This window comes from Nocardia sp. NPDC059236 (assembly GCF_042754085.1).
GTDB lineage: Bacteria > Actinomycetota > Actinomycetes > Mycobacteriales > Mycobacteriaceae > Nocardia.
Genome location: NZ_JBHZAF010000002.1, coordinates 36,323 through 56,080 on the forward strand (window position 1 = coordinate 36,323; position 19,758 = coordinate 56,080).

General features: G+C 68.6%; 21 protein-coding genes. 14 read left to right on the forward strand and 7 right to left on the reverse strand.

The genetic code is table 11. The annotated features are described in order from the left end of the window. Window positions 1-54: 54 nt before the first annotated feature. Entirely contained in the window at window positions 55-672 is a 618-nt protein-coding gene (locus tag ACFXIV_RS05255) for a TetR/AcrR family transcriptional regulator (RefSeq protein WP_379397766.1), read from the reverse strand. A gap of 96 nt (window positions 673-768) precedes the next feature. Here ACFXIV_RS05255 and ACFXIV_RS05260 point away from each other — a divergent pair, with 96 nt between their 5' ends. The 9 genes from ACFXIV_RS05260 to ACFXIV_RS05300 all read left to right on the forward strand — a co-directional run bounded on the left by ACFXIV_RS05260 (window position 769) and on the right by ACFXIV_RS05300 (window position 8,934). Beyond that, window positions 769-1,515 (forward strand): nuclear transport factor 2 family protein, encoded by a 747-nt coding sequence (locus tag ACFXIV_RS05260; RefSeq protein WP_379397768.1) that lies wholly within the window; start codon window positions 769-771, stop codon window positions 1,513-1,515. 69 nt (window positions 1,516-1,584) lie between these two features. Next, a complete protein-coding gene (locus ACFXIV_RS05265) occupies window positions 1,585-2,655 on the forward strand; it encodes an FO synthase (protein WP_379397770.1) in 1,071 nt (356 codons plus the stop codon). Then, window positions 2,648-4,138: a flavin-containing monooxygenase gene (locus ACFXIV_RS05270; protein ID WP_379397771.1), complete on the forward strand. Its 1,491-nt coding sequence runs from the start codon at window positions 2,648-2,650 to the stop codon at window positions 4,136-4,138. The genes ACFXIV_RS05265 and ACFXIV_RS05270 overlap by 8 nt, the downstream gene beginning before the upstream one ends. 119 nt (window positions 4,139-4,257) lie before the next feature. Next, window positions 4,258-5,169 carry a dienelactone hydrolase family protein gene (locus tag ACFXIV_RS05275; protein WP_379397773.1) on the forward strand — a complete coding sequence of 304 codons (912 nt, stop codon included), beginning with the start codon at window positions 4,258-4,260 and terminating at the stop codon, window positions 5,167-5,169. Between the two features lie 69 nt (window positions 5,170-5,238). Next, window positions 5,239-6,123: a LysR substrate-binding domain-containing protein gene (locus tag ACFXIV_RS05280; RefSeq protein ID WP_379397775.1), complete on the forward strand. Its 885-nt coding sequence runs from the start codon at window positions 5,239-5,241 to the stop codon at window positions 6,121-6,123. Window positions 6,124-6,299: 176 nt separating this feature from the next. Beyond that, on the forward strand, window positions 6,300-6,485 hold the full coding sequence (gene dmpI, locus ACFXIV_RS05285) for a 4-oxalocrotonate tautomerase DmpI (RefSeq protein WP_036545806.1): 186 nt from the start codon (window positions 6,300-6,302) through the stop codon (window positions 6,483-6,485). Between the two features lie 153 nt (window positions 6,486-6,638). After that, window positions 6,639-7,295, forward strand: a complete 657-nt coding sequence (locus ACFXIV_RS05290) for a hypothetical protein (RefSeq protein ID WP_379397777.1) — start codon at window positions 6,639-6,641, stop codon at window positions 7,293-7,295. A gap of 361 nt (window positions 7,296-7,656) precedes the next feature. Then, window positions 7,657-7,833, forward strand: a complete 177-nt coding sequence (locus ACFXIV_RS05295; RefSeq protein WP_354830724.1) for a hypothetical protein — start codon at window positions 7,657-7,659, stop codon at window positions 7,831-7,833. 111 nt (window positions 7,834-7,944) lie between these two features. Continuing rightward, window positions 7,945-8,934 (forward strand): cation diffusion facilitator family transporter, encoded by a 990-nt coding sequence (locus ACFXIV_RS05300; RefSeq protein ID WP_379397779.1) that lies wholly within the window; start codon window positions 7,945-7,947, stop codon window positions 8,932-8,934. A gap of 15 nt (window positions 8,935-8,949) precedes the next feature. On the opposite strand, the gene ACFXIV_RS05305 is transcribed toward ACFXIV_RS05300, so the two are convergent. Beyond that, complete coding sequence (locus ACFXIV_RS05305; RefSeq protein ID WP_379397781.1) at window positions 8,950-9,792, reverse strand: helix-turn-helix transcriptional regulator; 843 nt, start codon at window positions 9,790-9,792, stop codon at window positions 8,950-8,952. A 447-nt stretch (window positions 9,793-10,239) separates the two neighbouring features. Between ACFXIV_RS05305 and ACFXIV_RS05310 the strand changes: the two genes are divergently transcribed. Together ACFXIV_RS05310 and ACFXIV_RS05315 are read left to right on the forward strand one after the other, a co-directional pair. Beyond that, complete coding sequence (locus tag ACFXIV_RS05310) at window positions 10,240-11,820, forward strand: serine/threonine-protein kinase (RefSeq protein ID WP_379397783.1); 1,581 nt, start codon at window positions 10,240-10,242, stop codon at window positions 11,818-11,820. A gap of 349 nt (window positions 11,821-12,169) precedes the next feature. Beyond that, window positions 12,170-12,931 carry an SDR family oxidoreductase gene (locus ACFXIV_RS05315; protein WP_379397785.1) on the forward strand — a complete coding sequence of 254 codons (762 nt, stop codon included), beginning with the start codon at window positions 12,170-12,172 and terminating at the stop codon, window positions 12,929-12,931. Between the two features lie 50 nt (window positions 12,932-12,981). Here the strand turns inward: ACFXIV_RS05315 and ACFXIV_RS05320 are convergent, their stop codons facing one another. Further along, a complete protein-coding gene (locus ACFXIV_RS05320; protein ID WP_379397787.1) occupies window positions 12,982-13,230 on the reverse strand; it encodes a hypothetical protein in 249 nt (82 codons plus the stop codon). Then, window positions 13,227-13,559, reverse strand: a complete 333-nt coding sequence (locus ACFXIV_RS05325) for an AMP-binding protein (protein WP_379397789.1) — start codon at window positions 13,557-13,559, stop codon at window positions 13,227-13,229. The genes ACFXIV_RS05320 and ACFXIV_RS05325 overlap by 4 nt, the downstream gene beginning before the upstream one ends. Before the next feature lie 211 nt (window positions 13,560-13,770). On the opposite strand from ACFXIV_RS05325, the gene ACFXIV_RS05330 reads away from it, so the two are divergent. Then, entirely contained in the window at window positions 13,771-14,259 is a 489-nt protein-coding gene (locus ACFXIV_RS05330; RefSeq protein ID WP_379397791.1) for a MarR family winged helix-turn-helix transcriptional regulator, read from the forward strand. Between the two features lie 45 nt (window positions 14,260-14,304). On the opposite strand, the gene ACFXIV_RS05335 is transcribed toward ACFXIV_RS05330, so the two are convergent. Together ACFXIV_RS05335 and ctaD are read right to left on the reverse strand one after the other, a co-directional pair. Then, window positions 14,305-15,204 (reverse strand): zinc-binding alcohol dehydrogenase family protein, encoded by a 900-nt coding sequence (locus tag ACFXIV_RS05335; RefSeq protein ID WP_379397793.1) that lies wholly within the window; start codon window positions 15,202-15,204, stop codon window positions 14,305-14,307. 182 nt (window positions 15,205-15,386) lie between these two features. Further along, a complete protein-coding gene (ctaD, locus tag ACFXIV_RS05340) occupies window positions 15,387-17,123 on the reverse strand; it encodes a cytochrome c oxidase subunit I (protein ID WP_379397795.1) in 1,737 nt (578 codons plus the stop codon). Window positions 17,124-17,373: 250 nt separating this feature from the next. Between ctaD and ACFXIV_RS05345 the strand changes: the two genes are divergently transcribed. Further along, the gene (locus ACFXIV_RS05345) at window positions 17,374-17,778 is read left to right on the forward strand and encodes a hypothetical protein (RefSeq protein WP_379397797.1); all 405 of its coding nucleotides are present in this window, start codon (window positions 17,374-17,376) and stop codon (window positions 17,776-17,778) included. Window positions 17,779-17,790: 12 nt separating this feature from the next. Here ACFXIV_RS05345 and ACFXIV_RS05350 read toward each other — a convergent pair whose 3' ends face one another. After that, window positions 17,791-18,654, reverse strand: a complete 864-nt coding sequence (locus ACFXIV_RS05350; RefSeq protein ID WP_379382868.1) for an LLM class flavin-dependent oxidoreductase — start codon at window positions 18,652-18,654, stop codon at window positions 17,791-17,793. A gap of 222 nt (window positions 18,655-18,876) precedes the next feature. Between ACFXIV_RS05350 and ACFXIV_RS05355 the strand changes: the two genes are divergently transcribed. After that, window positions 18,877-19,602 (forward strand): hypothetical protein, encoded by a 726-nt coding sequence (locus ACFXIV_RS05355; RefSeq protein ID WP_379397799.1) that lies wholly within the window; start codon window positions 18,877-18,879, stop codon window positions 19,600-19,602. Window positions 19,603-19,758 lie beyond the last annotated feature (156 nt).

The window sequence follows — 19,758 nt, forward strand, 5'->3', positions numbered from 1 at the left end:
GTCGACACCCCGGTTCGGGGCCGCCCACCCGGCGGCCCTGAACCAGTGGAACCGTCAGCGTTCGCGATCGACCAGGGCCAGCGTGACCTCCGTGGCGGTGTCGGCGAGCTCGTCGCGGGAGACCTCGAGGCGACCGTCGATCCAATCCAGATAGAGCGCCACCAGCGCGCCGCTCAGGGCGGTGGAGGTGAGCGCGAGGGTCTGCTCGTCTGCGGGCAGCAGGGCCTGGGCGCCCGAGCCGAGCGCGGCGGCGAGGGCGCGGACGAAAGCCGATGCGCGCTGGGCGGAATGGCGGCGCAGCTCGTCGTCGGCGAGCGGCTCGCGCAGCAGGACGCGGGCGCGGCGCGGGTCCTGCTCGAAATAGTCGGCGCAGATCTCCAGGGCCGCGCGCACCGTCGCGGAAAGCCCGGCGTCCGCGGGCAGGTCCCGCATCCGGGACCGCAGCTCGTCGTCGACGCGGTCGTACACCGTGGTCACCAATTGCTCACGGCTGTCGAAGCTTTCGTAGAAATAGCGGGGGCTCAGATTCGCCAGCCGGGTGACCGCACGCATGGTGACCGCCGCCGCCCCGGCCGTGCCCAGCAGTTCGAACGCGACCTCCAGCAGCTGCTCGCGACGGTCGACGGACCGGTCCCGCAGGGTCTGTCCTCGCCACAGCTTGGGTGCGTTCATGGCCTCATCGTCGCATCAGGGGTTCCGGGAAACCGTTGACAGCCCGTCCTCGAACTTGAATCATACGATTCAACAAGAATCATATGATTCAAGTTGATGGAGAGGTGCGTCGTGTTCGACGAGGACGAGTTCCAGCAAGCCCTGCGCCGCAATCGGCTCTCGGGCCCGGTTCCCGATGTGCTGGAAGCCAATCGGGCGGTTCCGATCCGAGTGGTGCCCGAATCCGAACTCCGAGCCGGCACCCAGGCGTGGTTCGGCGAGTTCGAGCGCAAGCTGGAGTTCTACGGCAAGCTCGGCCTCGACCTGTCCTGGCTGCTGGTGTGGGCCAAGAAGTACTGGTGGAGCTTCCTGACCCGGGACATGAGCCACAACCACGAGCTCTACGCCTCCGATGTGCGCTACACCGATGTCACGACCTTCGGCCGGACCATCGTCGGCATCGACGACTTCGTCACCTACAACTTCGCCTTCTTCGACGCCATCCCCGATTGGCGCTACGACCCGATCCCCGGCCAGGCCTACATCGACGTCACCCCCGAGGGCACCGTGCGCACCGTCATCCGCTACCTCGGCAGCGGCCACTGGCGTGGCCCGCTGCGCCTGTACCCCTACGACGGCAGCGCCCCCGCTCTGTACGGCGACGGCCGCTTCATCCAGTGCCCGGCGGTCGACCGCTACCACTTCACTGCCGACGGCCTCATGGCGGAGGGCGAAACCCTCTACGACGCTTTCGATGTCACGCAGCGTGCCGGCATCCTGCCTCGCGACGACAGCCGGCCATTCCGCGCCCTGCTCGCCGCCACCAAACTCCCGGCCATGCTCGGACGCCTCCGGCCCGCCTGATTCGGGGCCGGGTGTTCGCGACACCGAGCGGGCCGGGACGCCCGGAGGGGCGGCGGTATCGTGGCGATCGTGGATCGTGGTGTCGCCGAGGTTGGCTTGTCCGATGCGGGGCGGGTGCGGGAGTGGCTCGCGGAAGCGGAGCGGAATCCGGCGGGCCTGCCGGACGCGGGATACATCGCGCTGCTGCACGCGGACGGCTCCGAGCTGGAGCGGTTGTGCGAGCTGGCCGATGCGCTCCGGCAGCGGACGGTCGGCGATGCCCTCACCTATGTCGTGAACCGGAATCTGGATACCGCCGTGGTCTCCGGCTCCGCGGCGCGGGAGCGACTGACCGCGCTGGTGTCCGAAGCGCACGCGCTGGGCGCCACCGAGATCTGCATGCAGGGCCCGCTGCCCGCCGACAGCGATGACGACTATCTGGCGCTGATCGCCGCCATCACCGAGACCGCTCCCCTGCACCTGCACGCCTTCCGCCCGGAGGAACTGCTCGACGGCGCCGCGCGCCGCGCACTGCCCTTGGACGAGTTCCTGGTGCGGGCCAAGGATTCCGGCCTCGGATCGGTTCCCGGCACCGGTGCGCGCATCCTCGACGACGATGTCCGCGCCCGGTTGAAGGGCAGCCCGGATCTGCCCGTGAGCCGCTGGGTGGAGGTGATCGAGACCGCCCACCGCGCGGGCCTGACCTCCACCTCGACCATGGTCTACGGGCATGTGGAGACCCCCGCGCAGCAGGTGGCCCACCTGCGGCTGCTCGCCGATATCCAGGACCGCACCGGCGGCTTCACCGAATTCATCGCCATGCCCATGGTTCCCGTGACCGCGGCGTCCGGCTTCCTCGATCCCGTTGTGCCCGAAGCGCTCCGGCGGCAGACGCGGGCGGTGCACGCCGTCGCGCGGCTGCTCCTGCACGGGCGCATCGACAATATTCAGGCCGCGTGGCCCCGGCTGGGGCTGGCGGTGGCGGTCGAACTGCTGCGCGGCGGCGCGAACGATCTCGGCGGTCTGCTGCTCGACGGCCGGCTCGCGCCGGAGTCCGGCCCGGAGGCCGGGCTGAGCCTCACCGTCACCGATGTCGATCGGATCGCCGCGGGGCTGGGACGCTCGCTGCGCCGCCGCACCACCCGGTACGGCCATGCCTGAGAGCACGGATCCGGCCACCGCCGAAGGACATTCGAGCCTCGAACGGGTCGACGTGCTGATCGTCGGCGCGGGTTTCGCGGGTATCGGCATGGGCATCCAGCTCGCCCGCCGGGGCCGGGACTCCTTCGTCATCATCGAGCAGGCCGACGATGTGGGCGGCACCTGGCGCGACAACCGCTATCCGGGCGTGGCCTGCGATATCCCCGCCCACCTGTATTCCTTTTCGTTCCGGCCGAATCCGCGGTGGTCGCGGGTGTTCGCCGAGGGCGCGGAAATCCACGCCTACCTGCGGTCGTGCGTCCAGCAGGAGGCGCTGGAACCGTATCTGCGGCTGAATTGCGCGCTGGAACAGGCGGAGTGGGTCGAAGCCGAAGCGCGCTGGTTCGTCCGGACCTCCCGCGGCGACTTCTCGGCCGCCACCCTGATCATCGCCACCGGACGGCTGACCGAACCCCGGATCCCCCTGGTCGCGGAGCTGGAGAATTTCGGTGGCCGGCGCTGGCATTCGGCGCGGTGGAATCCGAAGGTGTCGCTGGTCGGCAAGCGGGTCGGCCTGGTGGGCACCGGCGCGTCCGCGGTCCAGATCCTGCCGCGGCTCGCGGGCGAGGCCAGCGAGGTCGTGGTCTTCCAGCGCTCGGCGCCCTATGTGCTGCCGCGCGGGGACCGCTTCTACACCCCCGACGAGCTGTCGAGCTTCGCCGCCGACCCGCGGACCATCACCGAGCTGCGCGACGAGCTGTTCGCCGAGGCCGAGCTCAACATCGCCGCCCGGCGCCGCCGCCACCCGGAGATCGATCTGCTGCACCAGCGCGCCACGGACCATCTGGCGGCCCAGGTCCGCGATCCACGCCTGCGGCAGCGGCTCACGCCCGACTACGAAATCGGCTGCAAGCGAATCCTTTTCTCCGACGACTACTACGCGGCCCTGCAGCTGGACACCGTCCACCTGGAACCGACCGAGCTGACCCGCATCGACGACGGCCTGGCCATCGCCGCGAGCGGGCACACCTACGATCTCGAGATCCTGGTCTTCGCCACCGGTTTCAACGCCACCCGGCCGTCGATCGCCAAGCACATCCGGGGCCGCACCTCGCTGCTGTCCGAGCGCTGGAGCAACGGCATGGTCGCGCACGCGTCGACCACCGTGGACGGCTTCCCCAATATGTATGTGCTGGACGGCCCGAACGCGGCGCTGGGCCACAACTCCGCGATCTATGTGATCGAGACCCAGATCGACTACGTGCTCAGCGCGCTGGACCATCTCGCCTCCAGCGCGGACACCGTCCTGGAGGTCACGCCAGAGGCGGTCCGCTCCTCCATGCTCGATATCGAGGAGCGCGCCCGCGACACGGTGTGGACCCAGGGCCGCTGCACGAGCTGGTACCGCGACGAACAGACCGGTCGCGTCACGCTGCTCTGGCCGGACTCAGCGGTCTCGTTCCGCCAGAGCAACGGCGCCTTCGACATTTCCGCCTACCGGTGACCTCGGCCGCGGAGTTTGCGACCGCAGCCATGGTGGCAATCATTCAGACATCTTGGCAGACGGCAGATCCACAGCGTTTCGGCCGAGACCGGACCGGTCCGGCGGCCTAGGCTGAGGGCATGACGCCGCTGCAGCGCTATATCGCAGAGGAAATCGCCACCGATCACGCCGAGGGCCTGCTCAGCCGCCGGGAAGCGCTACGCCGGCTGGGGCTGCTCGGCATGGGGACACCGGCGGCCGTGGCGCTGCTGGCGGCCTGCGCCGACTCGGGCAAGCAGTCCTCCCCCACGACGGCCGCCGCGAGCTCGTCCGCGTCCCCGCCGGCCGCACCGCCCGGCACCGCGACGGCCCTGCAGCCCACCGCGATCACCTTCGCCGGACCCGAGGGCCGCACCCTGCAGGCCGCGTGGGCCGAGGCGTCCCAGCCCATGGGCGGCGTGCTCGTCATCCACGAGAACCGCGGCCTGACCGACCACATCCGTTCGGTGACAGGGCGTTTCGCGGGCGTCGGGTACTCGGCGCTCGCGGTGGATCTGCTCTCCGAGGAGGGTGGCACCGCCACCTTCACCGATCAGGCGGCCGCCACCGCCGCGCTCGGCAAGATCCCCCAGGACCGATTCGTCGCCGATCTGCGCGCGGGCCTGACCGAGCTGCAGCGCCGCGTGCCCGGAAAGAAGCTGGGCGCCACCGGTTTCTGCTTCGGCGGCGGTCTGACCTGGCTGCTGCTCACCTCGGGCACTCCCGAACTCGCGGCCGCCACCCCCTTCTACGGCCCGTTCCCCGACGGCGGCGAGGTCACCGGATCCAAGGCCGCGGTGCTGGCCGTCTACGGCGCGCTGGACAGCCGGGTCGACGCCTCCCGCCCGGCCGCCGAGGCGGCCCTGGACAAGGCGGGGCTCCCGCACGAGAGTTTCGTGGCCGACAATGCCGACCACGCCTTCTTCAACGACACCGGCCCCCGCTACCAGCCCACCGCCGCCGCCGAGGCCTGGCACCGGGTGCTCGACTGGTACGGCCGCTACCTGGCCTGACCCCGCCGGTCACGCCGACCCCGCCGCCTCGCCACGGCCCCGGGCGGGCACTGATGGTTCCATGGGCTCGTGGAATTGCGTCAGTTGCGGTATTTCGTGACCGTCGCCGAGGAGTTGCACTTCGGGCGAGCGGCCGAGCGCTTGCACATCGCGCAGCCCGCGGTGAGCCAGCAGGTGCGGCGGCTGGAACGGGATCTGGGCGTGCAATTGCTGGACCGGTCGCCGCGGCGGGTGCGGCTGACCGAGGCCGGGTTGCGCTTCCTGCCTGCGGCACGGGGTGTGCTGGCCGCGGCCGATCAGGCCCGGGCCAGCGTGGCCGGCCTGGCGGGTGGCCGCGCGGAGGTGTTCCGGCTGGGCACGGTGACCGGGCTGGGCGAGCGCCTGGACGCGGTCCTGGATGCCTTCGCCGAGCAGGCGCCGCAGGTGCAGGTCGAGCTGGTGGCGCTGCCGGTGCGGGATCGGCTGGCCCGGGTGGCGGACGGCGGTCTGGACGCCGCCTTCGTGCGCTCGCCGGAACCCGGTGAGAGCCCGGAACTGGACTTCCTGCCCGCCTGGGACGATCCGCTGGTGGTGGCTCTGCCCGCCAAACACGCACTGGCGACCCAGGATTCGGTCCGGCTGGCGGACCTGGCCACGGTGCCGCTGCGGCTGACCGAACGGCGCAACCACCCAGCGCTGGTGGATCTGGTGCTGAACGCGTGTGTGCGCGCCGGATTCGAGCCGGTGCCCGCGCCCACCTCCACCACCCTCCAGGACACCCTGGCCGCCATCGGCGCGGGCTCGCCCATGTGGACGGTGGTCTACGCATCGAATGCGCGGCAGGTCCACAACGCGCGGGTCGCCTTCCGCCCCTTCGCCGATGCGGGTCTGACCCTGCCCATCGCGCTGGCGGTGCGGGCGGATGCGGCGTCGCCGAATCTGCGCCTGCTGGGCGCTCTGCTCGCGCGCGCGTAGGGATCTCGCGGGCGCACAGGCGATAAGGATCGCTTATCGCTGCGCGAACGACCTGCTCATTGGTCGGGGTGTGGTTTTCCGGTGAACTGTTCTCAGGCCGCCGAACGGATCGGAGATCGGAACCCCGGGTTCCGAGATGGCCGGTATCCCAGCAGTTTTCGCGAAGGAGAACAGTCATGCCCATCGTCACCGTGCAGCAGGGCCCGCGCACCGTCGAGCTGAAGCGGGACCTGGTCCGCCGCATCACCGACGCCTTCGTGGACGCCTATCAGATTCCCGCCGAGGCCGTGCAGGTGTGGATCCACGAGACCCCCGCCGACAGCTGGGGCACGGCCGGTCGCCTGACCGCCGACGGCAAATAGCCGGTACACCGGCGGGCCGCCAGGGGGAGCCGAAACCAGCTGTGGCGCACTCGAACCGACCCGCCGGTACCGTTAGATGTCGGACCCGTGACAACCCGGCATCGACTGTGCATGCTCCCAGGTAGACCCCCGTTTTAGTGATACAACGGCAGCATGACGGAGGATGTCGGCAGCGCGGCCGTACCGACAGCGGCGGGGCGCTCGGTGGAATTCTGGGGCTATTGCATGTGGGGCCTCGCGGGATTGGCGATCGCCACCTCGGAGCTGGCGTCGGTCTTCGGACTGGCGAGCTGGCCGACCATCTCGAACACCATCGGACATCTGGAGACTCAGCACTCGTTCGTCCGGCTCATCGTCGTGTCGGTGATCGTGCTGCTGGCGTATTACGCTGTCCCGCAACTGGCCACCCCGCCCGAGCCCACTCCACAGCTGGTCGCCGGGCGCACCCTCACCGTGAACGGCCGTGTCACCAACCCGTATTCGCCGATCACCCTGCTGGGCGCGGGGTATCTGCTGGCCGCGGTGGGCACCTTCGTCTTCGGTGTCCTGTTCGCCGCGACCGACCGTGGCATGCACCCGCAGTCCTACCTGGGTGCGTACGTCCTCTACGGACTGATCGCCCTGATGTGGGTCATCGTGCCCAGCATTCTGGCCATGTTCTTCAGCCGAGATGTGCCCTTCCCCACCCTGTTTCGCACCATCGGCTACCTGGAGCGCCGCGCCCACCCGATCGCCGCCATCCTGCTGGCCGCACTGGTGGTGCTGCTCATCCACCTGGCCTTCTACCCCTGGCCCCGAGTCCAGGGTTGACCGCCCGGCAACGCGAACCCGTTGCCCCCGAACTATTTACGACCGCGTAGCAACAGAAATGCGGCATAGGCCGCGCCGGAGATGCCGATAACCACGACCACACCGATGGTTGTCAGAATTGCGTCCACCCTTGTGATTCTAGGCTTTTCGGCCCTCGGACGGGGCGCTGTCAGGTTGGAACGGTGCGGCCGCCGGCGAATCACCAGCGCGTCGGCCACCGGCACCGGCCGTGTCGTGATCTCGGGCGTGTGCGCCCACCAGCGATGCGGGACGCCCGCGGAGCAGTTATAGGCGAACCGATCCCGCGCGAACCCGGCGTGCCGCGAGTGCTCGATCCCCGGAACAGGCGTATGCAGGAGCTATGGGTCGCCATCCGCAGCGGACGCCGTTCTATGGGGCGCTGATGCTGGTCGGGGTCATGCTCACCGGGCTGTGGGTCCGGGACTGGCCCTGGCTGTGGCTGCGGGCAGCCGGGTTCGTCGCATTGTTCGTGATCGCGTTCGCCGGGTTCCTCATGACGTTCCGCGACCTCTCATGAAGAGGGCGGAGCTTTCTCCGGGCAAACCACCCGAATCGGACGTGTCACAAACATTGCATACATAGCGATTCATGCATATGGTGTTCGTCGGGCACTACACGAAGGAGGGTTATGGGCGGGCACGAGCATTCACACGGGCATGACCACGCCGGACATGCACACGGCGCGACCGCCGACAGCGACAAGCGCTGGCTGGCCGGCGCGCTGGCGGTCATCGTGGCGTTCCTGCTCGGTGAGGTCGTGGTCGGCCTGGTCGCCAGCTCGCTGGCACTGCTCTCCGACGCCGCCCACATGCTCACCGACGCGGCCTCGATCGTGCTGGCGCTGTGGGCCATCCGGCTGGCGGCCCGGCCCGCCGCGGGCCGCATGACCTACGGCTGGAAGCGCGCCGAGATCCTCTCCGCCCAGGCCAATGGCCTGACCCTGCTGGGCCTGGCGGCCTGGCTCACCTACGAGGCCGTCCGCCGCCTGATCAACCCGCCCGAGGTGACCGGTGGCCTGGTGCTGGCCACCGCACTGGTCGGCATCGTGGTGAACGTGCTGGCCGGCTGGATGATCAGCCGCGCCAACCGGACCAGTCTCAATGTCGAGGGCGCGTATCAGCACATCCTCAACGACCTCTTCGCCTTCATCGCCACCGCGGTCGCCGGTCTGATCATCATGCTCACCGGCTTCGCCCGCGCCGACGGCATCGCCACCCTGATCGTGGTGGTGCTCATGGTGAAGGCCGGCGTCAGCCTGGTCCGCGCCTCGGGCCGCATCTTCCTCGAGGCCGCGCCCGCCCACCTCGACCCGATCGAGATCGGCCGGGAGATGGCCGAGGTGGACTGCGTCATCGAGGTGCACGACCTGCACATCTGGGAGATCACCTCCGGTACCCCGTCACTGTCGGCGCACATCCTGGTCGCGCCCGGCACCGACAGCCAGGCGGTGCGCGCCGCGGTCGCCGGCATGCTCTCCGACAAGCACCACATCGATCACAGCGTGCTCCAGGTCGACTACACCGACCACGCGGAATGCCCGGACACCGAGCACGACCACGTCCCGCACTGCCAGGACGCACACGGCCCGGTGCACCGCAAATCCATTGCCACGAACTGATAGTCGACCGCTGGTTCAGGCGCGCACGGAGTGCAGCCCGGCGAGCCGGGCCAGCGCCGCCGCGGCCGGTGACTCCGGCGCGGCGGTGTACACGACCAGCAGCTGATCGGGATCGCCCGGCAGCGCGAGGGTTTCGTAGCCGAGTTCCAGCCGCCCTGCCTCGGCATGTTGAATCAGCTTGGCGCCGCGCGTCTTCTCCTTGATCGGATGCGCGGCCCACAGCCGCCGGAAGACCGCGCTGCGGGCGGAGAGTTCCCCGACCAGCGCCGCCACCCGCGGATCGTCGGGATGCAGTCCCGCATCGCGCCGCAGGAACGCGACGGTCTCGCCGGCCACCGTCTCCCAGTCGGGATAGAAGGTGGATGCGGCGGGATCCAGGAACAGGTAACGCGCCTGGTTGCGTTCTGCGGCGGGTATTCGCGAGAAGCCGGATACCAAGTCGCCCAGGGTATTCCAGGCCAGCACATCCATGCGCCGCCCCAGCACGAAGGCGGGCGCGGTGAGGGCGTCGAGCACCAGCCGGACACCGGGGTGGACGTTGTCGCTGTAGACGCTGGACACGGTGGTCGGATGCGCGTCGACGGTGCCGCCCGGCCGGGCCAGCGCGTACAGGTGCAGCCGCTCCTGATCACTCAGCCGCAGGGCACGGGCGACCGCGTCGAGCACGGCATCCGAAACATGTTTGCCGCGGCCCTGTTCCAGGCGGATGTAGTAGTCGACGCTCACCCCGGCCAGCTGCGCCACCTCCTCACGGCGCAGGCCGGGGACCCGGCGGCGGCCGTATTCGCGCAGCCCCGCGTCCGCGGGCTGGATGCGGGAGCGGCGCGAGCGCAGGAAGTCGCCGAGATCGTTCTGCATGGGGTCCAGCGTACGAACCCATCCTGGTACCGGCAGACCCAGGAAAACCGCAACCCTCGTTGCCGATCGCGCGCGCTCGCACGCTCGCAGCAGGACACACCGGGACTCGGCGCGCTCGCCAGGTCCAGGACTTCGGCACCAGTCCGCGGAGGCACGCGATACGGTGCTCAGCTTCTATCGCGGCCGCTTGTCTCGTATCCGATCGGCCGAGCGCAATACCGACCCATCGGAGCTCCTGGATATCGGCAAGTACCGGATAACCCGGCCACCGGTCACGTCGTAGCCACCGTAGGCGTCGACAACCCGTTTCATATCCACACTCAGATTCCACGTCTGTCAAGGTTTCCCAGGGTCATCGCTGCGATAGGGCATCCGGTAACGGGCGCTGGTGTACACCCGGTGCCGTCGCGGTCGTGCAGCGGTCTGTTCCGGGGGTACGGTCAGAGCATGTCCGGGCAGCACGGCGGCTCGTTCGGGACCTATCGTCTCGAGCGCTTGCTGGGAAGTGGCGGCATGGGCGAGGTATGGCTGGCGCGCGACCGTACCGGCAGCACCGTAGCGGTGAAGGTGTTGTCTGCCGCGAACTCGGCAGATCAGGGCTATCGGCGGCGCTTCGAGCGAGAGGCTCGGTTGGGGGCTCAGCTGCACCACCCGCATATCGTGCCCATTCGCGCCTTCGGTGAAATCAACGGGCATCTGTTCCTGGAGATGGCCTACATCGAAGGCATCGACCTGGCCGCGCGCCTGCGGTCAGGCACCATGGCTCCGGCTCGGGCTGTGGAGGTCATCGCCCAGGCAGCCGAGGCGCTGGATGCCGCACACGCGACGGGACTTATCCATCGGGATGTCAAGCCGGGCAATATCCTCGAGCACACCACCGGTTTCGTGTACCTGATCGACTTCGGTATCGCCCGCGCCGCCGACAGCACCGCACTCACAGCCACCGGTCTGGTCGTGGGCACGTTGGAATATATGGCACCGGAGCGGTTCACCGGCACGCTCGACGCGCGCTCCGATATCTATTCACTGGCCTGTGTACTCTACGAAGCCCTCACCCGGCATCCGCCCTTCAGCGGCAACCCGGCACAGCAGATGCACGCGCATTTGATGTCCGAACCACCGCACGCCTCGCAGGCTGCCCCTGCTGTCCCGACCGCGCTCGACGATGTCATCGCCCGCGGCATGGCCAAGAACCCGGACAATCGCTACGCAAGCGCGGGAGAATTCGCCGCTGCCGCGCGAGCCGCCCTGGACCTGCCTGCACCGGCACGACCGCCCCCACCGATCCTGGACTCGGCAGCCCCCGGCCCCAGCCCGCCGACCCGCGTCATAACTGCCACCGGCCCGGCGGCGACTCACCCAGTGACGCACCAGTCCCACGCATCCTCACCTGCCCCTGCCGCACATTCCGATCCACGACGAAATCCTTTGGGACCCAAATGGATATCGGCGGCGGCCGGGATTGCACTCATCGCTGCGGTGATTCTGTGGCTGTTTACCAGCGGCCTCGACACCGGGTCGGGCCCAGGTACGAGCATCCCGGCGCAGTCCTCTTCCTCGGCGACAACAGCGTCCGGTCCGCCGCCGTTCACGATCGGCGGTCAGCCCGCAGACCCGGCGCACACGGTGTACGACGGCAGTTTCGCCTTCACCGTGAGCGATGTGGTTTCCGGAGTAGTTATCACCGCCCCGGCGAACGCAGACCGCGTCTACACCATCGTGACACTGACGGTCACGAACATATCCGGACGCCAGCAACTGTTCACCATCGCCGCTCAGCGCCTGATCACCGTCGACGGCCGCTCGGTAGCCCCCGATGCAACCGCCACAGCGAGGCTTCACCCGTACAACGGCGAGTTCCACCAGCTCGCTCCCGGCACCACTACCACGATTCCGCTGGCCTTCGAACTCCCCGATAAAGAAGGCAACAAGAATGACGATATGGGCAAAAAGAAAGACGTCACTCCAAGCCATCTGATCCTGCACGGGGAGCCCTCATCGCCCGGCGTGACAGTGCCGATCCGCTAGCCGACACAGATCGTGAGCACGGCCCCTATCCGGCGTGTCCGAGTGCTGCGAACTCATCCAATTCTGCTGGCGTGTAAGGTCGTTCGCTGCTCGAGACCGTCCCGGTCCGGCATGGAACCCTTGGTGAAAGTCGGGTTCAACTGTCTCGGCGCAAGTCCAAGGAGTGCGTAACCGACATATCACCCCGGCCAGCTGCGCGAGCGCAGGAAGTCGCCGAGATCGTTCTGCATGGGGTCCAGCGTACGAACCCATCCTGGTACCGGCAGACCCAGGAAAACCGCAACCCTCGTTGCCGATCGCGCGCGCTCGCAGGATGAATGCACACGCAGAGAGCGAAGGAGCATTCGACATGAGCTACGAGAACCTGTCCGGCCGCACCGCCGTCATCGCCGGAGCCGCCAGCGGCATGGGCGAGGCCACCGCACTGCTGCTGGCCCGCAACGGGGCCCGGGTGGCACTGCTGGCGCGGCGCGCGGACCGGCTCGACACCCTGGCCGCCAAGATCGAAGCCGAGGGCGGGATCGCGCTGGCGGTGCCGGTGGACGTCACCGACTCGGCGAGCGTGACCGCCGCGGCGGACGCGGTGCACGCCGCGTTCGGCCCGGTCGACCTGGTGGTGAACTCGGCGGGCGTCATGCTGCCCAACCCGATCACCGACGGCCGCGAGGACGAGTGGACCCGCATGCTGGAGACCAATGTGGCCGGGCGCCTGCGCATGATCCGCGCCTTCCTGCCCGACCTGCTGGCCGCCGCGGACGCGGGCCGCACCGCCGACCTGGTCAACATCTCCTCGATCGGCGCGCACGTGGCCTTCCCCGGCTACGCGGTGTACGGCGCCACCCAGGCCGCCATCACCCAGCTGTCGGCGACGCTGCGCACCGAGCTGGGCGCACGCAAGGTGCGCGTCACCAATATCGAGCCCGGCCTCACCGACACCGAACTCGGCAGCCACATCGACAATGCCGAGCTCAGTGGCGAGCTGGACGGCATGTTCGGGTTCATGGAGTCGCTGCGCGCGGACGATATCGCCGATCTGATCGCCTACACCGCCAGCCGTCCGGCGCACGTGAACCTGCGCCAGGTGGTGGTCCTGCCGACCCAGCAGGCGTGAGCGGATCGGGTAGCCGCCCGGCGAAATCTGCCGGGCGGCAGCCACTTCCGTCAGATCAGCGCGCCCGCCGTATTCAGCACGGTGGCGGTGCCGTAGCCGACGAGCTGTCCGATGGGCAGCGACCCGAGCCGGCCGTGGTGGTCCAGCTCGCCGTCACCGCGCCAGCAGCCCAGCTCCCCGGTCCGGTACATCCGGTCGCCGGGCACGCCGTACGGGTCGGCGATCAGCTCGCGGCCCGGCGCGGCGGCGGCCAGCACCCGCGCGTCCGGATCGGAGTCGCACCGTTGCGCCTGGGTCACCACCAGATTGGCGAGCCCGGCATGGGCGATAGCAGCGCCACCGCCACCACGTCCTCGGGGCCGATACCCGACTCGATCAGCTTGCACGCCAAGGCATTCGAATGCTCTGCGAGCTCGCGGTAGGTGAGGGTGACGGTCCCGGAGACCACGGCCGGAGCCTCCGGATCGTAGGAGGCGGCCCGCGTGAGCAGCTGGGGTAGCGTCAGCGCGACGGCCGTGCTGGTGTCGTTCCACCGTCGTAGCTGCCGTTGCCAATCGTAGGGCGAGTCGGTAGAGCTACCGGCGAACGTCGTTGCGGTATCGCAAATATCCGGAGAATCGGCAAGCATTGTCCCTCCCGGAGTCGAGACCTGCGGATTGCGCCGGAGCGCGGCAGTTTCGCGCTCCGAATTCGGACAGTATCGCACCGCAACAGCAAGTCCGCTGCTATTCGACTAGTGCCGCAAAGGACGAATGATCAGGGGACGGGCCGGTGCCAGGACGGCGATCACTCTTCCCGCTGTGATAGACAGATTCCGCAGCTCGCGACGAAAGGACGGCATGGGACAGCCCGCGGATTCGTCCGGAAATCCGGTCTCGTCCGAAAAACCCACGGCCCGCGTGGAATTCGAGACCATGCTGCTCGGCCGCTACTCCATTGCCGCCCGCTACCGCCGCGACGGCACCCGCCTCGATCGCAGCGCCTACGTCCTGCTCAGCCGCCTCAGCGTCGAGGGACCGATGTCCATCGGACAGCTCACCGAGGCCTTCGGCCTCGACACCTCGACCGTCAACCGGCAGACCGCCGCCCTGCTGCGCGCCGGACTGGTCGACCGCATCCCCGACCCCATCGGCGGCATCGCCCGCAAATTCCGCATCACCGACACCGGCGAACAGGCCCTGGAGGCCGAGCGTCAGGCCAATACCGAGGGCCTCGACCGCGTCATGATGAACTGGTCCGCCGACGACGTGGCCGCCTTCGCGAGCTATCTCGAACGCTTCAACACCGATATCGAGCGCCTCGACGGGCGGCCCTGGCCTCGCCCCTGACGAATCGCCGGGGTGCGCACCCGCTTCCGAGGGTGCGCCCCGACTTCAGGCGATGCGCACCGCGACCCGGCCCCGATTGCCGCGGGTCTCGATGAGCTCGAGTGCGGCGTCCATCTCGTCGAGCGGAAGAATGGTGTGGCGCGGACGAATTCGCCCACACGCCAGCAGGTTCCACAGTTCGGCACGCCACCCCTCCAGCAGATCGGTCCGGGTGCGGCTGAGCAGGCCCATCGAGAAGCCGCCGACGGTCTTCAGCTCGCCGAGCAGGCTGCCCGCGTCGATATTTCCGCCGAACGCGCTGAAGGCGATCAGTCGACCGTGCGGGCCGAGGATGTCCACGCAGCGTTGCGCCATGTCGCCGCCGACGCCGTCGAGGACGATGTCCACCCGCTCGGTCCAGGCGTCCGCGTAGGTGACGACCTCGTCCGCGCCGCAGTCGCGCAGGAACCCGGCCTTGTCCAGGCTGCCGACGGCCGCGATCACCCGCACCGCCCCCAGCGCCCGGGCCAGCTGGACGGCCAGATGCCCGACCCCGCTGGCCGCGCCGGTGACCAGCACCGACTCCCCGGCGGCGAACCGTGCCGCCCGCAGCAGGCCCAGGGCGATGACGCCGCCCCGCACCAGCGTGAGCGCGTCTGCGGCATCCACCCAGGTGGGGATCTCGGACATCAATTGCGGTGCGGCGAGGGCATATTCGGCGTAGGCCCCCTCGAGGACCACACCGCCGACCCGCTTGCCCACCCAGTCGGCGAGGTCCGGTCCGGCCGCCACCACGGTGCCGACGATCTCACCGCCGTCGGGGCCGCCGTCCCGCTGCAGCATGCGCACCAGCCCGAGGTGGACGCCCGCCAGCTCGGTGCGCACCAGCAGCTGGCCCGGGCCGGGCACGAGCTCGGCGGCGGTGACGACGACGGGACTACGGCCGGAGAACTGAATCTTGCGCACTGGCAGTGCCTTTCGGTGAGACCCGGCGCTTCCGCCGACATTTCTAGGTTGGACCTAAATTTATCCAAATGCGTTCTCTATGTCAAACCTAAAATTTTGCTTGCCGGGATGCTCCTTTTCAGCGCACAAAAAAGCGCGACGGCCGTCCGGAGACGGCCGCCGCGCCCGACGTGCGGAACGAGCTAGCTGGGAGCCTTCTCGAACTCCTCCACCGCGTGCTGCCTCGAGCCCCACCCCACATGTGCCTCCGCGCGCATGCGCTCGCTCATGTGCGGGTAGTGCAGTTCGAAGGCCGGGCGCTCGGAGCGGATGCGCGGCAGCTCGTAGAAGTTGTGCCGCGGCGGCGGGCAGGAGGTCGCCCATTCGAGGGAGTTGCCGTAGCCCCACGGGTCGTCCACGGTCACGACCTCGCCGTAGCGGTAGGAGCTGAAGACGTTCCACACGAACGGCAGCACCGACGCGCCCAGAATGAACGATCCGATGGTGGAAACGGTGTTCAGCGTGGTGAATCCGTCGCTGGGCAGGTAGTCGGCGTACCGGCGCGGCATGCCCTGCGCACCCAGCCAGTGCTGGACCAGGAAGGTGGCGTGGAAGCCGAGGAAGGTGGTCCAGAAGTGCCACTTGCCCAGGCGCTCGTCGAGCATGCGGCCGGTCATCTTCGGGAACCAGAAGTAGATGCCGGCATAGGTGGCGAAGGCGATGGTGCCGAAGAGCACGTAGTGGAAGTGCGCGACCACGAAGTAGGTGTCGGACACGTGGAAGTCCAGCGGCGGCGAGGCCAGGATGACACCCGACAGACCACCGAAGAGGAAGGTGACGATGAACCCGACCGCGAACAGCATGGGCGTCTCGAAGGTGAGCTGACCGCGCCACATGGTGCCGATCCAGTTGAAGAACTTCACACCGGTCGGCACCGCGATGAGGAAGGTCATGAACGAGAAGTACGGCAGCAGCACCGCGCCCGTCGCGTACATATGGTGTGCCCACACCGCGATCGACAGCGCCGCGATGGCGAAGGTCGCGTAGACCAGGGTGGTGTAGCCGAAGATCGGCTTGCGCGAGAACACCGGGATGACTTCGGAGATGATCCCGAAGAACGGCAGCGCGACGATGTACACCTCGGGATGCCCGAAGTACCAGAACAAATGCTGGAAGAGGATGCTGCCGCCGTTCGACGGATCGTAGATGTGCCCGCCCAGGTGGCGGTCGAAGGCCAGCGCGAACAGGGCGGCCGTGAGGATCGGGAAGGCAATCAGGACAAGGAAACTCGTCACCAGGATGGTCCAGACGAACACCGGCATCCGGAACAGCGTCATGCCCGGGCAGCGCAGGCAGACCACGGTGGTGATCATATTGACGCCACCGAGGATGGTGCCCAGGCCGGAGACGGCCAGACCCAGAATCCACAGGTCGCCGCCCACGCCCGGGGCGTGCACGATGTCCGACAGCGGCGTGTAGGCGGTCCAGCCGAAGTCGGCCGCACCGCCCGGGGTGAGGAAGCCGGCGGTCGCCATGGTGCCACCGAACAGGTACAGCCAGTAGCTGAGCGCGTTCAGGCGCGGGAACGCCACGTCGGGCGCGCCGATCTGGAGCGGCAGCACCACATTCGCGAATCCGAACACGATGGCGGTGGCATAGAAGAGCAGCATGATCGTGCCGTGCATGGTGAACAGCTGGTTGAACTGTTCCGTCGAGAGGAACTGCATACCCGGCCGGGCCAGCTCGGCACGCATGAGCAGCGCCATCAGGCCACCGATCAGGAAGAAGCTGATGGCCGTGGTCAGGTACATCATCCCGAGCATCTTGGGATCGGTTGTGGTGATCACCTTGAGGACGAACGAGCCCTTGGGACCGTGTCGCGGCGGATACGGGCGGATCGCCTCGAGATTCTGTTCGGGCTTTGGAGCAACTGCAGTCACCACATCCTCCTCGGGAGGGTTCCGTCCAGCTCTACCAATCAGGGCACATAGAACGGCGCACAGCGTACCGACAGCAAATCGATCCTCGCCGAAAACACTCCGGTCGGGTGCACAGCGATTGAAATGCAAGATACTGCAGGGCAACCCTGCGCGTCGATGGCGGTCTCGAACAGGTTTGGTGCGTTGTTCATTGGCAGTTCATCCCGCGCCATCACGAAATACTCACGAGGCAGGGTCCAATATCGGTGCTATGTCTCGATCACTGCGCACCCGCGTTCTCACCGTCGCCGTGGTCGGCAGCCTCGGCACCGTGCTCGCCGTGGGTGCCGCCACCGATGCCCATGGCGAACCCAAGGCCGTGATCCAGGGCCGCACCGAGGTCACCGCCCGGGTCACCGGCGAGAAGCCGGACAACAAGTGCCAGATCGCGGCGTCCGATATCAGCGGTCCGTGGGGCATCGTCGGCGCCGACGGTACCGCCACCCTGACGCTCGGCGCGGTGCACAGCAACGCCAAGAAGCTGCGCGTCATCTGCGAGGACCCCAGGCGCGGCGACGCCAGCCTGCACACCGTCCGGTCGGACCGGGTGACCTTCGACGGACTGCTCTCCCCCATCCGCCAGATCATGCACAACCGATTCTTCGGGGCCAGATAGCTGTCTTCGGGGCTAGACAACCGGGTGACCGGCGCGGGCCGAGGCGACCGCGGACCGGACCGCGGGCACCGTCTCGGTGGCGAAATGGTGTGTGGCGCGGTCGCCGCCGGGGTCGACGGGGAGCAGGAATTCGCTGATGCCGTGGGCCAGGGCCACTTCCGTGAGCTGGCCGGGCGTCATGGTGGGGTCGATGACGTAGGCGCGGCGGATCAGGGCCGGGACGCGACCCGCCCCGCGCGCGGCGGCGTCGATGGCGGTCATCATGGCGGTCAGGGTGGCGGGCGGGGCGTAGCCGACGCTGCCGAGCCAGCCGTCGGCCAGTTCACCGGTCAGGCGCAGGGCGCGGGGACCGTAGACGCCGAGCCAGATGCCGATCGGATGGGCCGGGCGCGGACCGGGTTTCGCGCCGCGCAGCGGATAGAACTGGCCGGCCAGCTGCGAGCGTTCACCCTCACCCCACAGCGCGCGAACGACCGCGATGGCCTCGCGCAACGCGGCGAGGGCCTGGCCGGGACTGCGGCGGGTGCCGCCCATGGTCTCGATGGCGTCCCAGAACGCGCCGGCGCCCAGGCCCAGTTCGACCCGGCCGCCGCTGAGCAGGTCCAGGCTGGCGGCGCTGCGGGCCAGCACCGCGGGCGGGCGCAGCGGGAGGTTCGCGACCGCGGGCATGAGGGTGAGGTTGCGGGTGACGCCGGCCAGATAGGACAGCAGGGTCCAGGTGTCCAGGAAGGCGGGCTGATACGGATGATCCTGCACCGCCAGCACTTCCAGCCCGGACTCGTCGGCGTGACGCACCAGGCGCAGCAGCAGACGCCCGCGCGCCGCCTCGGGCGGCACGAAGATCCCGAAACGGAGCTCATGCCCGTAATCCGCCATAGCGAATATCAAGCTACCGCGCTGCCGGGGGCGCCCGGGCGAAATCGGGCGGATTCGGCGCGTCCGGGCGGCGGCAGCCGTTCCAGATCGTGATCAACTGGCAACCCGATTCCATAGTCGTTGCCGGGCAACGGAATACAATTGAGACCGGGTCGCCCGGGTCACGACCCGGTCTTTTCGGCAGTGGGCCGTTCGCGACGGCCGGGTGAAGGGACGTGCGCGATGCCGGCTCACAGCACGGTGGACATCGCCCTACGGCACCTGAGGGGAGTGGATCCCTCGGCGTTGCACCACGCGCGGAACCGGTTGGCGGAGACCGGAATCGCACGGCTGGGATTTCTGCTCCCGCACCGGGTCAAACGGGTCCTCGCCGCCGAGGCGCTGACCCTGCTCGATCATCACAAACAGTGGGGCGACCTGCTGCCCGAGGGCGAGGGCCTGGCCCGGCAGCAGGTCGAGCTGACCGAGCAGGAGGTGGCCGCCCACGCCTCCTGCATCCCACAGCTCTACGACTGTGAACCCTTGCGGCACAGCCTTTCCGTGGTCGCCGCTGAACCGGTCCTGGCCTGCCCCGAGGCCGAGCGCTACCGCGTCAGCCGCCTGCACCACGACGACTCGGTCGACCAATGGCATTGGGACGACTACGCTTTCGCCCTCGTCCTGGTGGTGGAGTGCCCGCCGCTGGCGGACGGCGGCTTCGTGCAGACGGTGGCGCACACCCGCCGCGACTGGGACCACGCCGACATCTACCGGACCCTGACCCGCAATCCGATCCACTCGTGGGAAATACAGCCCGGCGACCTCTACCTGATGCGCGCCGACACCACCCTGCACCGGGTACACCCCTTCGCGCACGGCCGCCGCACGATCGTCGCCATGACCTTCGCGTCGCGAGCCGACACCGAGCGGGAAGTCCCGTGGCGGGCGGCCGAACTCGCGCCGCGATAGCGGACACGCCGTGCAGAGCTGGGAGTTTGCGCCAACAGGTCGATGTGGGCTGAATCATATAGAGTGATAGCCTGATTAACCGTTAACGCAGCGGGGGGCAGCGTCGCCGCACCGTATCCGCTCCGGGCAGTTGTGCCCCACCCGGCTAAGGCGGCT